This window comes from Saccharopolyspora erythraea, from assembly GCF_018141105.1.
Taxonomy (GTDB): Bacteria; Actinomycetota; Actinomycetes; order Mycobacteriales; family Pseudonocardiaceae; genus Saccharopolyspora_D; species Saccharopolyspora_D erythraea_A.
Window position 1 is genome coordinate 7402678 of sequence record NZ_CP054839.1, and the last position, 13336, is coordinate 7416013.

The window sequence follows — 13336 nt, forward strand, 5'->3', positions numbered from 1 at the left end:
TTCCCCAAACAAGCGCAAAATCCCGACGAACCGCTACTGAGCGGTCGTGATTCTGCGTCTCGGGAGGACCCGCGTGTCACGCAAAATTGGTAAGCATCGCGCCTTGCGCTTCGCCGGACCGGCGCTCGCGCTCGCCCTGCTCGTACCCACCGGCGCGGCAGGTGCCGCACCTGCCCCCGCCCCCGCGCCCGCGGCTACCGCCGCACCTGCGCACTTCATGGTCGTCGGCCCGGTCGGCGACCTGAGCCGGACCGAGAAGTCGGTCCGCGCGGCGGGCGGCACCGTCGTGCAGAGCTGGCCGCAGATCGGGGTGCTCGTCGCGACCTCGACCGACGCCGGATTCGCCGCCGCGGTGCGCGGTCGTCCCGGAGTCCAGCAGGCCGGAGCCAGCCGCAACCTCGTCGAATGGCTGCCGCCCGCGAACAGCACGATGCTCGAACCCACCGAGGGCACGCTGCCCGCTCCCGCGTCGATCGCCGCCGCCGACGACACCGAACCGCTGGAAGCCGAGCAGTGGGACCTGCCGCTGATCAAGGCCGACAAGGCGCATCTGCTCTCCCAGGGCGACAAGAACGTCACCGTCGGCGTGCTCGACTACGGCATCGACCCGGCGCACCCCGACCTCAAGCCCAACCTCGACGTCTCCCGCTCGGTCAGCTGCGTCGACCAGGGCATCCCGGACCAGTCCCCCGCCGCGTGGGCGCCGGAGAACGCCGAGCAGGACCACGGCACGCACGTCGCGGGCACCGTCGCCGCCGCGCGCAACGGCATCGGCGTCGCGGGAGTGGCCCCCGACGTCACCCTCGCCTCGGTGCGGGTCATCGACGACGACGGCTTCATCTACCCCGAGTACGCGGTGTGCGGTTTCGTCTGGGCCGCCGAGCACGGCTTCGACGTCACCAACAACTCCTACTTCGTCGACCCCTGGTACCTGTGGTGCGACAGCGACCCGGACCAGAAGGCCGCGGCGGAGGCGGTGCGCCGGGCGGTCGCCTACGCGTCGCGCAAGGACGTCGTCACCGTGGCGTCGGCGGGCAACAGCAACTGGGACCTGTCCAAGCCGATCCTCGACCAGAACAGCCCGAACAACGGCGGCCCGGTGCAGGAGCGCGAGACCGGCGACGAGTGCCGCATCCTGCCCGCCGAGCTCGACGGCGTGGTGACGGTCAGCTCGGTGGGCGTGAAGTCCGAGAAGTCCTACTTCGCCAACTACGGCCTCGGCTCGGTCGACGTGACCGCGCCCGGCGGTGACGCACGCCAGATCCCGCAGACGCCGTCGGCCAACGGACGCATCCTGTCCACGCTGCCGGGCGGCGGCTGGGGCTGGAAGCAGGGCACCTCGATGTCGGGCCCGCACGCGGCCGGTGTCGTCGCGCTGCTGCGCAGCACCCACCCGGACTGGAAGGCCAAGCAGGTCACCAGGGTCCTGCAGGCGCAGGCGGACCGCCTGACCTGCCCGGACTTCTACGACCCGAACGGCGACGGCAAGGCCGACGCGGTGTGCGAGGGCGGCCGCACCGGCGCCGGCTTCCACGGCGCGGGCATGGTCGACGCGCTCGACGCGGTGCGCTGACACCGCGGCGGTTCACAGCCGTCCAAACCGGAAAGCCCTCGCGCCGCGGGGGCTTTCCGCGTTTTCCGGGCACTGCCATGCCCGGCCCGTGCGGCGCGGGGCTCGTTCACTCGTCCTGTCCCGCCGGCAGGATGCGGTCGATGACCGTGTCGACCAGTTCGTCGTGGTCGAAATCGGCCAGCACGTCGGGAACGGTGAGCTTCTCGACGGCGAGCCCGGTGAGCGCGAAGTAGAGCAGCACGACGGTCCAGCGGTCGCCAGGCAGCCCGGAGTCCAGGTGGAAACGGATGTTCTCGGCCAGGTTCGAGCGAATCGTCTCGGTCAGCGCCGCCCGCAGCTCCGGCCTCCGGGTGGCCTCCAGCCGCAGCTCCAGCAGCGCGAGGTAACCCGTGCGGTCGTCCTCGAGTCGGCGCATGGTGTCGCGCAGCAGCTCGAAGTCCAGCTCCCGCGTCGGCGGTGCTTTCATCGTCTCGGCGAGCTCGGCGGGGTCGGGGCCCATGCGGTGGTGGACGTGCCTGCCGGCCTGCGTGAGCAGGTCGTCGCGGTTGGCGAAGTAGTTGGACGCGGTGCCCTTGGGCACGCCCGCCTCCTCGTCCACCGCGCGGAAGGTCAGGCCGCGGGCCCCGTCGCGGGCGAGGACCTCGATCGCCGCGTCGATCAGCGCGGTCCGGCGCGCGGGGTTCTGGACCATGACGCCTCCTTGGAGGAAAACGGACTTGCAACCACTACGGTCAGAGTACTACAACTGGAGTGGTTACTGGCCCGGAGGAGGACCACATGCGAAAGCTCACCTATCTCGTCGCCGCGACGCTCGACGGATTCATCGCGGGGCCGGACGCGACCGACCCCACCGGCTCCGGGATCTTCACCATGGAGGGCGACCACATGGCGGCCCTCCTGGACGAGTACCCGGACATCATCCCGGTGCAGGCACGCGAGGCCCTCGGCGTCGCGGGCACCCCGAACAAGCACTTCGACACGGTCGTCGAGGGCCGCGTCTCGTACGAGGGAGGGCTCGCCGCGGGCATCCCCAACGCCTACCCGCACCTGCGCCACCTGGTCTTCTCCCGGACCATGACCGAAAGCCCGGACCCCGGCGTGGAGATCGTCTCCGGCGACCCGGCCGCCGTGGTCCGGGAGCTGAAGCGGGAGGCGGGCCAGGGCATCTGGCTCGTCGGCGGCGGCAGCCTCGCGGCCGCCCTGCGCCCGGAGATCGACGAACTGGTCATCAAGCTGCACCCGGCAACCGTCGGGAACGGCATCCGGATGTTCGAGGGCGACTTCGACCCCGCGCAGTTCCGGCTGACCAGGAGCCAGACCTTCGAATCCGGCGTCCTCCACCTCACCTACGAGCGGCGGTGACTCCGGCGGCCGGGGTCGGTACGACAGCACCCAGCCCCGGCCGCGGGGCTCAATCCGGCGGTACGGGGACGTCTTTCTCGAACCGCGACCGATGCCGGAACGTCCACTCCCTGGCACGTCTTACGAGTGTCGCCCGATCCCACTCCCCGTCGATGTTCAACTCCCACGGCAGCGGCCACCGGAAATCCTGGTCGACGTACCCGGCATAGATCCGCACTCGCGACTCCCCGCGATGCCAGCGGAAGACGTAGCAGAGGTACATGTAAACGAGGAACAACCGCCCATCCCGATCGCGCCGGACCTCCGGACCTTCACACGGCATCGGAACCCGGTAAGAGATGAACTTCTTGCCGGGACGGATTTCGACGACTTCCCGGACCGCCCCCGCGGGCAGCCCTTCCAGCCCCACGGTCAGTTCTCAACGATCGTGATCGTGCCCGTACCCCCGCAGTGCTCACACCCATCACCGGAACAATCACCGCAAACAGTGACGATTATCTGCATGCGAGCAGACTATGGTGACTATTGCACCGGTATCCAATTTCAGTCGCCCTCCCGCATGAATTCACCAGCCACGGTCCTCAGGAATTCCACCGCGTCGTCTCCGCGAAGCGCGGAACGCAGGAAGTGGTCGAACAGGTTCAGGTGGTACGCCACTTCTTGCGGTTCACGCAGGACGATCTCGCCCGAGAACAACTCGATCTCGACGAGCCTCTCGTCGTAGACCACGAACACGTGGAGCGGCGGGCACTCCGCGGTCGCGGACTGCGGTATCACGGCGATGTCGATGTCGGGGCGTTCGGCGACCGCCGCCACGTGCTCGCATTGAGCGGCCATCAGCCCGGCACTTCCATACCGCCACCGAACAGCTTGCTCGGTGAGCAGGAATACGAAGGAGCGGGATTCGTACTCCAGCGCGGTCTGGCTTTCCATCCGGGCCCGCACCGCGCGCTCGACGTCGCGCGCCGCTTCTCCGGGCACTACCGCTGCCATCACCTCGCGGGCGTAGCTCTCGGTCTGGATCAAACCGGACGGGATCGCGGGGAGGAACTGCCGCACCATTGAGGCCGATTCCGCCAGGGCTCGCAGCTCCGCTTGCTTGCGCCACAGCCCGACCTGCGCATAAGCGCGCCACGACCGGTAGTCGACGTTCGCCCTGCGCGCCAGCGCGACGAGCTCGCGACACACCTCGCCGGGGACGTCAAGGGCGGTGAGTATCCGCTCGACTTCCGAGACGCTGGGCAGCGTCATGCCGCGCTCGATCCTGCTGATCTTCGACTGCGACATCGCGCATCGGACCGCCAGCCTTTCGCCGGACAGCCCAGCCGCCTTGCGCAGGCTCCGCAGTACCTCGGCGAGTTCTTCCCGAGGTCGTCCCCGGAAGTTGTCCTCAACCATGTTCCGCGAAGGGAACCGCGTGCCTCAACGCGAGGTCGCGCCACCGCAGGTACTTGGCGACGTCGGCGTCCTCCAGTTGCTCGATGCCGGTCAGGACACCGCCGGGGTCGAAGTCGAGGTGGACCACAATGGCGTCGTCGAACAGCCAGAAGTCCTGGTCCGGCAACGCCAGGTCGAGATCGGTGAGATCGAGGATCCGGACGTCCTCCCCGGCCGCCACGTTGTCCGGGATGATCCAGTCGAACTGGTAGCGCTGGTAGTCGGTCAGCGGTCGCCGCACCACCCGGACGCGGCCGATGGTCTTGCCCGCCGCCACGAACCCGCAAACGCTCCGGTGCCAGTCCTCGTTGTCGTGCTCGGGTTTCGGCTCGCCGGCCAGGTACAGGTCGAGGTTCTCGTCGGGTGAGGTGTAGGCGGGTTGCACCTCGAACCGCCAAGCCGAGCGTTCGTAGTTCTGCAGGTGCCGGGCGAAGTGGTCCTCATCGAGCGGAGCCATGCAGACCACCCTCCAGGACCGCCAGCGCTCCCGCGAACACCTCTGCCGGCAGTTCCACAGCCAGCTCCCCCGGGCTGATGTCCAGCCCTTCGGCGTGGTCCACCGGCACGCCCTGGGCGACGACCGTTCCCCTGTCGCTGATGTAGACGGCGGGGCAAGTCCCGTTCTTGCACCCGGATACCTTGCGCAGCTTCATGGTCACCGTGTGTACCACGGGCGTTGCGGTGGGTTGGCCTTCCAGTCGCGGTCCTGCATAACGGTCACCCGTACCGCACCCGGGGGCGCCATCGCCGGTCTTGCAACCGGGGTGGCCCGTGCTCGATGCGGCCCCGGACGCGCCCCTGGATCCATTCGACGCCGGTCAGAAGGCGCCGCCGTAGGTTCCGAACGTCCAGAGATTGCCCTCCGGATCCCGCACCGTGAAGGTGTACGAGTCGGCGCCTGAGCCGAACTTTGCGTGATGAGGCGGCTCGACCACGTCGCCGTCCGCTTTCCGCACCCGCTCATGGACGGCGTCGACATCGTCGGTGGCCAGGTAGATCGCGCTGCTTCCCGCTCGCATCCCTCCGTGGACGCTGTCGGTGTGCTTCGTGCCGCCGACGACCAAGGCGCCGCCACCGGGCCACACCAGCTCAGCGTGTACGACGTCGCCCTCCTCGTCGGACGCCGCCAATGCCTCGCGGAAGCCGAGAACACCGGTGAGGAACCGCAACGCTGTTCGTGTGTCGTCGTAGTGCAGGATCGGCAAGAGCGCGGTCCGCGAACTGTCAGCCATGCACGCACACTACTGATCACGACGACAAGTGCCCGGCCACCAGGGCGATCGCATACGCGTCGGCACCCTGCATGACCATTTCCGGCTCTGTGAGCAGAAAAACGCGTAGGCCCGTATGTGGTCAGCGACAGGAGAGAGCGGGCCCGGGTCACACTCGTCACCGCCTGGGCGCAGCCGGCTGTTCGCCGATCTCGATGGACCTCTGATGTCGACGGGCGAGGTGATCTCGGAGACGGGCGTGGCGGAATTGGTAGACCGCGCCCGCCCGGCGCAGTACACCTCGACGGTAGGCGTCCTCGAGGAAGCTCCTCGGTCGCCAGGGCAATCGCCCGGTCAGCGGCAGCCAGAGGCGGACGAACAACAGCCAGTTTCCCCACGCGGAGAGTGCGAGACGGAGCATCCCGGCCGCGACCCCGAAGGTAGGCCCGAACGTCAACCCGACCGCGCCCCTGTCCACGAGACCGAGCACGAGCCCGACCACAGTTCCGACCACGGTGGTTCGGACCAGCGTGGCCTTTCGGTCGATGGCCAGGAGGTGCCACGGGGTGATGGTGTCTCGTGGATCCTGACCATCGCCAAGCACCAACACGACGACGTTCACGACCCCGAGCGCAAGCCCGAACACGAGCCCGACCGCGACCCCGAACGCGAGTTCGACCTCGAGCCCGCCCGCGAGCCCCTCCACGAGTCCGAACGAAAGCTGCTGCGCGAGCCCGGACACAACGATCCCTGACGAGAACCTGAAAGTGAGCCCGACCGCGAACGCGAACGCGAGCCCGGTCGTGAGGCCGATCGAGAAACCGACTGCGAACTCAGACACGGCACTCTTGAGGATGGGCACCCGGGAGCGCTTCGTGCTGCCCCGTCGTCGCAGGCGCAGGCGCAGGCGCTCAGGTTCCGGTCCCGTACCGCCACGAGAGAACCTCATCCTGTTCATGGGTCCGGCCGCGAGCCCGACCACGACCCCGATCGCGAGGGCGGTTGTGAGCATGCCCGTGAGCCCGCTCGGGAGCCCGGGAATGAGCCCGCCCGCGAGCCTGAACACCGCGAGCGTGCGTGCAAGTCCGACCGCGAGTGCGATCGCGAGCCCGGCCAAGAGCGTGGTCACGAGCGTGGTGGTGAGGACGCGGGCGTAGAGGTGGATGCCGCCGGAGAGCTGCCACCAGGCCAAATCATGGGTGTTGCGCTTTTTGAGGTGGGTGGCGAGGTAACCGAGCCAGTGCCGGGCTCGATCAGAGCCCCAGCTCGGCCGCGCTGCTCTGCGCGTGCCGGTGTCGCGCCGAGGGTCGTAGACGGTGTCGAGGTAGCCGCCCAGGAGGTGTTCCTCGATGGCCTCACGAGCCGGGAAACGATCGGTGTCGAGGAGTTCGGCAGGGTCGTTCCCACGGGCATCGTTGTAGGTGGCGCGGGCGAGCATGACCATCAACGGCGAGGCCAGGACCGGGGCGAGGTTCCGGCTCGCGAGGTCATCGGGCGCGGCGCGCAGGTGGCCGAACACCTCTTTCCATTCCGCGGTGCGGGTTTTGCTGGTGCTGGCGCGCAGATACCGTTCGCTCTCATCGAGGGCGAGGTCGTCGAGTTCGATGGCGGCGGCTCTGCCCAGCGCCTTCGCCGCCCGCGCGGCCCTGCAGTACTCGTCCGGCCGGCTGGTGACCACCAGTGGCCCGTCGTATCGGCTCATTTCGCCGAGCGCGTCGCGGTGGTGCCTCTCGGGGATCTCATCGAAGCCGTCCAGGACGGGAAGAACGCGATTGCTCTCGACGAGAGCTCCGGCCCCCTTCTTCCCGGTGCGGTCGGGGGCGTCGAGGAACGGGTAGTCGCGGACGAGCTGGTGGGCCATCCAGCCCCGCAGCGAGGTCGACCTCGGATCCCAGTTGCCGAGGCTGAACAGCACCGGCACCGGGCCGGTGCGGTCTTCCTCTTCGAGCAGGCCGAGGATGAGGCGATGGGCGAGCACGGTCTTGCCCGCACCAGCCCGCCCGAGGATCAGCAACCTCCCCGAAGGCACTGCCTCGTAGGTCTCCCGAACGCAGGTGAAGCGACCCGCCAACGACACGCTGCCGCCGTCCTCCGCCTCGCCGTACATGTTGTCCCAGTGATCGAACAGGTCATCGGCAGCCGTCTGCCAGCGCACCGGCAACGGGCGAGGATCTCCGACCCGCCAGGTTTCTTCTTCCTGCCTGCTGAGCGCTCGAACCTGATCCGCGAGCTGCCGGGCGAGGACGGCTCGCGGCTCGTCCCCATCCAGCCGTGTGGACGACCGCGGAAAGACGACATCGCCGTGCACGGTGCCAACCTGGAACGCGGTGCCGGCAACCGTGCCGCTGATCTCGTTGCGGGACCTCTCGTCCTCCGCCACGACGATCAGTCTGCCGCACCACACCCATCACCCAAGCCGGAAAGCATCAAACCGGCGCACTGAATTCCGGCGTTCGGGGTCACTGGCAACACTCAGAAGTCGAAGACCGCCGTGACCGGGGCGTGGTCCGACCAGCGCTTGTCGTAGCTCGGCGCCCGCTCCACGTACGCCTCCGTGCACCGCTCGGCCAGGCCGGGGGTCGCGGCGTGGTAGTCGATGCGCCAGCCGGAGTCGTTGTCGAAGGCCTTGCCGCGGTAGGACCACCAGGAGTAGGGGCCGGGGCCCTCCGGGTGCAGGCGGCGCACGACGTCGACGTAGCCGACCTCGTCGAAGACCTGGGTCAGCCAGGCCCGCTCCTCGGGGAGGAAACCGGCCGACTTCTGGTTGCCCTTCCAGTTCTTCAGGTCGATCTCGCGGTGGGCGATGTTCCAGTCACCGCAGACCAGGACCTGCCTGCCCGCCGCCTCGGCGCGGGCCCGCAGGTCGATCAGGTGCACCATGAACTCCTTCATGAAGCGTTCCTTCTCGTCCTGGCGCGGGGTGCCGACATCGCCGCTGGGGAGGTACAGGCTGGCCACGACCACGTCACCGAAGGTGGCCTCGGCGTAGCGGCCGCTCTCGTCGAACTCCGCCGACCCGAAACCCACGCGCACCTCGTCCGGCTCGCGGCGGCTGTAGATCGCCACACCGCTGCGGCCCTTGTCGGCCGACGGCGCGAGCAGCGTGTGCCAGCCCTCCGGCGAACGCACCGCCGCCGGCAGCTGGTCGGGCTCGGCGCGGGTCTCCTGCATGCAGACCACGTCGGCCCCGGTCGCGGCGAGCCACTCCACGAAGCCCTTCTTCGCGGCAGCGCGCAGGCCGTTCACGTTCACGGTCGAGACGGTGAGCACGGGGTGAACCTACTTCCAGCTTCCATCCGGGGCAGCGCCGAAGCATACGCGAGGGACCCGACGATCTTGGGACGGGAAACCCGGCGATCTCGAGGCGGAAGGGCAACCGGCCAGCGAACATCGCGAGGGGAGCCATGACCTCATTCGTCGGCGCCGGCCGGCCAGTCGATCACGTCCGCGCGCACGGGCCGCCGACCGTGGTAGGTCGGTTTGGCGCCGGCCGGTTCGGCGTCCCGCACCTCCGACGGCCTGCCCCACCTGCCCGCCCCGGCGATGTGGACACGCCTGCGGCTGAGCATGTCCCGCAGCGAAAGCAGCACACACAGCCCGTACGGCACCCGTTCGACCCTGCCCTCGGCGTCGAACACCGCGGGCCGCCACGACTCCGGCACGACACCGTCGACCGGGAGGTCCTGGCCGGCGTCGTAGAACCGCCCCTTGCCCCAGCACACCATGCAGTCGTCGACGAGCTCGCCCAGCGCCGCCATCACCGGCCAGCAGGCCGGGTCCGTGCAGCGGAACTCCAGCGCCGTCAGCAACAGGGCCAGCACCTGCTGGTACGGGGATGAGTACGTGCTGCGCAGCACCGCGCGCTTGCGGCGGACGTGCATCGCCTCCCGCGTGGCGGCGTCCTTCACCAGCTCGCGCATCGTCTTCTCGCTCACCAGCGGGTACAGCACCGAGCGCACCGGCTCGTCGGGACGGTCCAGCGCCGCGCCGAGCAGCTTCGGCAGCAGCGCGTGCCGCTCGCGTTCCAGCCACGGGTCCTGGGGCAGCGACTGGTCGAACCGGGACTCGATCCTCGCGTGGAGCTGGTGGACCAGCCCGATCAGCACGGCCACCAGCATGTCCGCGGTCTCCCTGCGACGCACCGCGCACAGCGCGGCGAGCAGGGTCAGGCGCACCGCGCGCGGCATCGCGAGCAGCTCGTCGGGGGTGCACGCCGCGCCGTGCGTGCACCACGCGTCGATCAGGTCGCTCGGGCAGTCGTCGAACAGCTCCACCGGCAGGCACATGGCCTGGACCGCGATCTGCCGGTCCACCTCGCGGATCAGGATCTCCAGGTTCGTCCGCTCCGCACCGCCCTGGATCCGCGCCAGCAGCTCGGTCGGCAGTCCGAGCACCCGCATCGACGCGAGCTCGTCGATCTCGCGGACCAGGTACTCCAGGTCGAGCCGGGTGCCGCCGGCGCGCAGCTCGGCGAACAGGCGCGCGTGGCGGCCGTCGAGATCGGTGACGAGGGCTTCCAGCTGCTCCGCGGAATGGCCGAGCTTGCTCGCAACGCGCTGGCAGAGCCGGATCTCGTACTCGCTGAAGCAGGGGTCCGGATCGGCGCGCCGGCTCACCCCCGGGAACCGGCCGGTGACCGCGGCGGGGCGCGAGCCGGCGGCCGAGTGGGAGCCGGCGGCTGGGTTCGAGCCGGCGTCCCGGCCCGAAATGGCGTTCCGGTGGGAGCCGGCGCCCGGGTCAATGCCGTCGACCGACCTGAGGCCGCCGGCCGAGCGGACGCCGTCGACCGGGCCGGTGTCCTCGACCGACCTGAGGCCCGCAACCGGGCGGTTGCCGTCGACCGGACCGGTGGCGTCAACCGACCTCAGGCCGGCAGCAGGAGGGACGCAGTCGACCGGACCGGTGTCGTCCGCCGAGGTGGCGGCGTCCGGCGAACCGGCGCTGTCGGACGCGCCGGAGGCGTCGGCGCGGTCCTTGCCCGCCGCGCACAGGTCTCCTCGCTCGGTCGCCCAGCCGGTTCCCGCCGGATGGCGAACCTCCTGCTCCCCCAGCCGCGTCGGCCGCTGCCGGATGGAAGCGGGCGAGTGCTCACCCGGCCCCTCGGCCCCCGCCGACCAGCCGTCCGGCGCCCCCGCCTCCGCCGACCGCTCCTCATGCGCGCCGGCCTCCGGCCTACGCGAGTCCCGTGCTCCGCCACCCGCGGGCGGATCGTCGTCCGGCTCGCCCGGATTCGTGGCCCCCAGATCCCCTCTTATCCCCATGCCGGCGCGAACCGGCTCCGTCCCGCTCGTGCGGGCGACTCGCTCGGTCGGTCGCCCTCCCCCAACATCTGGCACTCGGTCGTTCCTCGCAACGTCGATGGCAACGCCAGCACGAAGCAGAACGCTAGCTGTGGGGCCTGCGCCACCAACGGGTGAGCGGTGTCCGTTACTGGCAGCCCGGCGGTTCGAGAACCGTCACCGGAAGCGGAATTCCCTTAAGTGTTGCCGGCCTCTGCGAGCTTCACTCTCCGTCATTGCGCAGAACGCGAACCGTTGACACGTCCGCCAATTGACGACCCTCGGACGACCTCAGTGCCCATTTAGGACACATCAACGCCAGCAGCCCGGCCGGGCAACGAGCCCGCAACTAGTTCAGCCCACGACGAACCAGCGAGCAGGCCAATGTGGACGAAAGCCCAGCTCAACCGCGACGGCGGCGGCGACGGGCGCGTTCGCGCAGTCCGGCGCGCTTGGGCGCGGCGGGTCGCTGCCACAGCCACATGCACACCCTCGCCCCGCCTAGGCTGGAGCGGTCGACGCTGAGGCGCCCGCCGGTCGACTCGGCCAGCCTGCTCGCGATGTCGAGCCCCAGCCCCGTCGACCCGGCCCCGCTGCTGCCGCGCCGCACCACGGCGCCGGACTCGCCGACGCCGGGCCCGCCGTCCTCCACCACAACGCCGACCACGCCGTCGTTCTCCCGCAACGACACGGCGAACGCCGTGCCCTCCGGCGTGTGGCGGAAGACGTTGCCCACCACCGCGTCGACCGCCGCGGCCAGCTCCGAACGCGGCACCGGCGCCTCCACCGAGTCCGACGCGCCACGCAGCTCCCACCGCCGCCCCTGGTCCTCGGCCAGCGCCGACCAGAACTCCAGGCGCTCCCGCAGCAGCTCGGCCACGTCGCAGTCGCCCTCGCCGTCGGCGGAGCGCCGCACGCTGGTGATGACGGCGTCGACCTCGCGCTCCAGCCGGTCGACGGCGACGCGGGTCTGCTCCGCCGCGGGGCCGTCGCCCAGCGCCTCGGCGTTGAGCCGCAGCGCGGTCAGCGGGGTGCGGAGGCGGTGCGAGAGGTCGGCGGCCATCTCCCGTTCGGCCGCGAGCAACTGCCGCACCCGGTCGGCCATGACGTTGAACGCCCGGCCGGCCTCCTCCAGCTCGCGCGGGCCGCTGGGCGTCACCCGCACGTTCAGGTCACCGGAGCCCAGCGCCGACGACGCCTCGGCGAGCCTGCCCGCCGACCGCACCACCCTGGCCGCGAGCCGGTCGGCGACCAGCACCGAACCGGCCACCAGCACGAGCCCGACCGCCGCCAGCACCAGCCACGACCGCAGCACGCCGCGGGTCAGCTCCGACTCCGGCACGAACACCTCGGCCAGCGCCGTCCGGCCGCCGTCGAGCGCGATCGGCTGCACGAAGGCCGATCCGCCCGGCACCGGCAGGCTCGCGGCACGCGCCTCTCCGGTGGCCGCGCGCGCCTGGCCGACGTCGGTCCGGGAGGTTCCGACCCGCTCGCCGCCGGGCAGGTGCACCGCAAGCCAGCCCGCCTGTCCGGCCGGGGTGCTCGCGACGGCCCGGCCCACCAGAGCCGGGTCGGTCGTGGTCGCGAGCACCGGCGCGAGCGCGGTCGCCTGCCGCTCGGCTTCCGAGACCGCCTGGTCGCGCGCGATCTCCCTGATCATCAGCCCGAGCGGGACGAGGAACGCCAGCGCCACCATCGAGGTCACCGCCAGCGCCACCAACGCCAGCGCCCGCCTCATTCCGGTGCCACCAGCTTCACGCCGACGCCGCGGACCGTGTGCAGGTAGCGCGGTGCTGCCGCGCTCTCGCCGAGCTTGCGCCGCAGCCAGGACAGGTGGACGTCGATGGTCTGGTCGTCGCCGTAGGACTGGCGCCACACCTGTGCGAGCAGCTCGCGGCGCGGCACGACCCTGCCGGGGCGCGCGGCGAGGTAGGCCAGCAGGTCGAACTCGCGCCGGGTGAGCTCGAGCTCGGCTCCGTCCAGCGCCGCGGCCCTGCTGTCCAGGTCGATGCGCAGCCCGCCGACCTCCACCGCCTGCGGCGGGCGCGAACCGCGCGCCCGGCGCAGGACCGCCTCGATGCGGGCGTTGAGGTGCTCGCTGGAGAAGGGCTTGACCACGTAGTCGTCGGCTCCTGCGCGCAGCAGCCGCACGATCTCCCGCTCGTCGTCGCGGGCGGTGGCCACGATCGTCGGCACGTCGGAGATCCCGCGGATCATCTTCAGCGTCTCGCCACCGTCGAGGTCGGGCAGGCCGAGGTCGAGCACGATCACGTCCGGCGGGTTCTCGGCGACCTCGCGCAGCGAGGCGAGTGCGGTCCCCACGCTGCGCACCACCCATTCGCGGGCGCTGAGGTCGCGGATCATCGCCGTCCGCACAACCGGGTCGTCCTCGACCACCAGAACCACTGCCATGCCCGGGACGCTACCGAAGCCGCGCCCGGACCCGCGTACGCGCGCACGCGCATCGCGGTTGC

At 70.5% G+C, this 13336-nt stretch carries 12 protein-coding genes; 2 read left to right on the forward strand and 10 right to left on the reverse strand.

The features are described from left to right. Positions 1-103: 103 nt before the first annotated feature. Positions 104-1573, forward strand: a complete 1470-nt coding sequence (locus tag HUO13_RS33090) for a S8 family peptidase (RefSeq protein ID WP_211898825.1) — start codon at positions 104-106, stop codon at positions 1571-1573. A 106-nt stretch (positions 1574-1679) separates the two neighbouring features. Here the strand turns inward: HUO13_RS33090 and HUO13_RS33095 are convergent, their stop codons facing one another. After that, positions 1680-2264, reverse strand: a complete 585-nt coding sequence (locus HUO13_RS33095) for a TetR/AcrR family transcriptional regulator (protein WP_211898826.1) — start codon at positions 2262-2264, stop codon at positions 1680-1682. Between the two features lie 86 nt (positions 2265-2350). Here HUO13_RS33095 and HUO13_RS33100 point away from each other — a divergent pair, with 86 nt between their 5' ends. Next, on the forward strand, positions 2351-2935 hold the full coding sequence (locus tag HUO13_RS33100) for a dihydrofolate reductase family protein (protein ID WP_211898827.1): 585 nt from the start codon (positions 2351-2353) through the stop codon (positions 2933-2935). Positions 2936-3478: 543 nt separating this feature from the next. Here the strand turns inward: HUO13_RS33100 and HUO13_RS33105 are convergent. The 9 genes from HUO13_RS33105 to HUO13_RS33145 form a co-directional block, all read right to left on the reverse strand. Continuing rightward, positions 3479-4333, reverse strand: coding sequence for a helix-turn-helix domain-containing protein (locus tag HUO13_RS33105; RefSeq protein WP_211898828.1), 855 nt, complete (start codon positions 4331-4333; stop codon positions 3479-3481). Then, the gene (locus tag HUO13_RS33110; protein WP_211898829.1) at positions 4326-4829 is read right to left on the reverse strand and encodes a DUF6879 family protein; all 504 of its coding nucleotides are present in this window, start codon (positions 4827-4829) and stop codon (positions 4326-4328) included. The genes HUO13_RS33105 and HUO13_RS33110 overlap by 8 nt, the downstream gene beginning before the upstream one ends. Then, the gene (locus tag HUO13_RS33115; RefSeq protein WP_432757798.1) at positions 4813-5031 is read right to left on the reverse strand and encodes a hypothetical protein; all 219 of its coding nucleotides are present in this window, start codon (positions 5029-5031) and stop codon (positions 4813-4815) included. The genes HUO13_RS33110 and HUO13_RS33115 overlap by 17 nt, the downstream gene beginning before the upstream one ends. 159 nt (positions 5032-5190) lie before the next feature. Next, positions 5191-5577, reverse strand: coding sequence for a VOC family protein (locus HUO13_RS33120; protein ID WP_349253347.1), 387 nt, complete (start codon positions 5575-5577; stop codon positions 5191-5193). 184 nt (positions 5578-5761) lie between these two features. Then, positions 5762-7963 carry an NACHT domain-containing protein gene (locus HUO13_RS33125; RefSeq protein ID WP_211898831.1) on the reverse strand — a complete coding sequence of 734 codons (2202 nt, stop codon included), beginning with the start codon at positions 7961-7963 and terminating at the stop codon, positions 5762-5764. Positions 7964-8055: 92 nt separating this feature from the next. After that, positions 8056-8853 carry an exodeoxyribonuclease III gene (locus HUO13_RS33130; protein ID WP_211898832.1) on the reverse strand — a complete coding sequence of 266 codons (798 nt, stop codon included), beginning with the start codon at positions 8851-8853 and terminating at the stop codon, positions 8056-8058. A 140-nt stretch (positions 8854-8993) separates the two neighbouring features. Next, positions 8994-10844, reverse strand: coding sequence for a hypothetical protein (locus HUO13_RS33135; RefSeq protein WP_211898833.1), 1851 nt, complete (start codon positions 10842-10844; stop codon positions 8994-8996). Positions 10845-11265: 421 nt separating this feature from the next. Further along, positions 11266-12600, reverse strand: coding sequence for a sensor histidine kinase (locus HUO13_RS33140; protein ID WP_211898834.1), 1335 nt, complete (start codon positions 12598-12600; stop codon positions 11266-11268). Continuing rightward, on the reverse strand, positions 12597-13274 hold the full coding sequence (locus HUO13_RS33145) for a response regulator transcription factor (protein WP_211898835.1): 678 nt from the start codon (positions 13272-13274) through the stop codon (positions 12597-12599). The genes HUO13_RS33140 and HUO13_RS33145 overlap by 4 nt, the downstream gene beginning before the upstream one ends. Positions 13275-13336 lie beyond the last annotated feature (62 nt).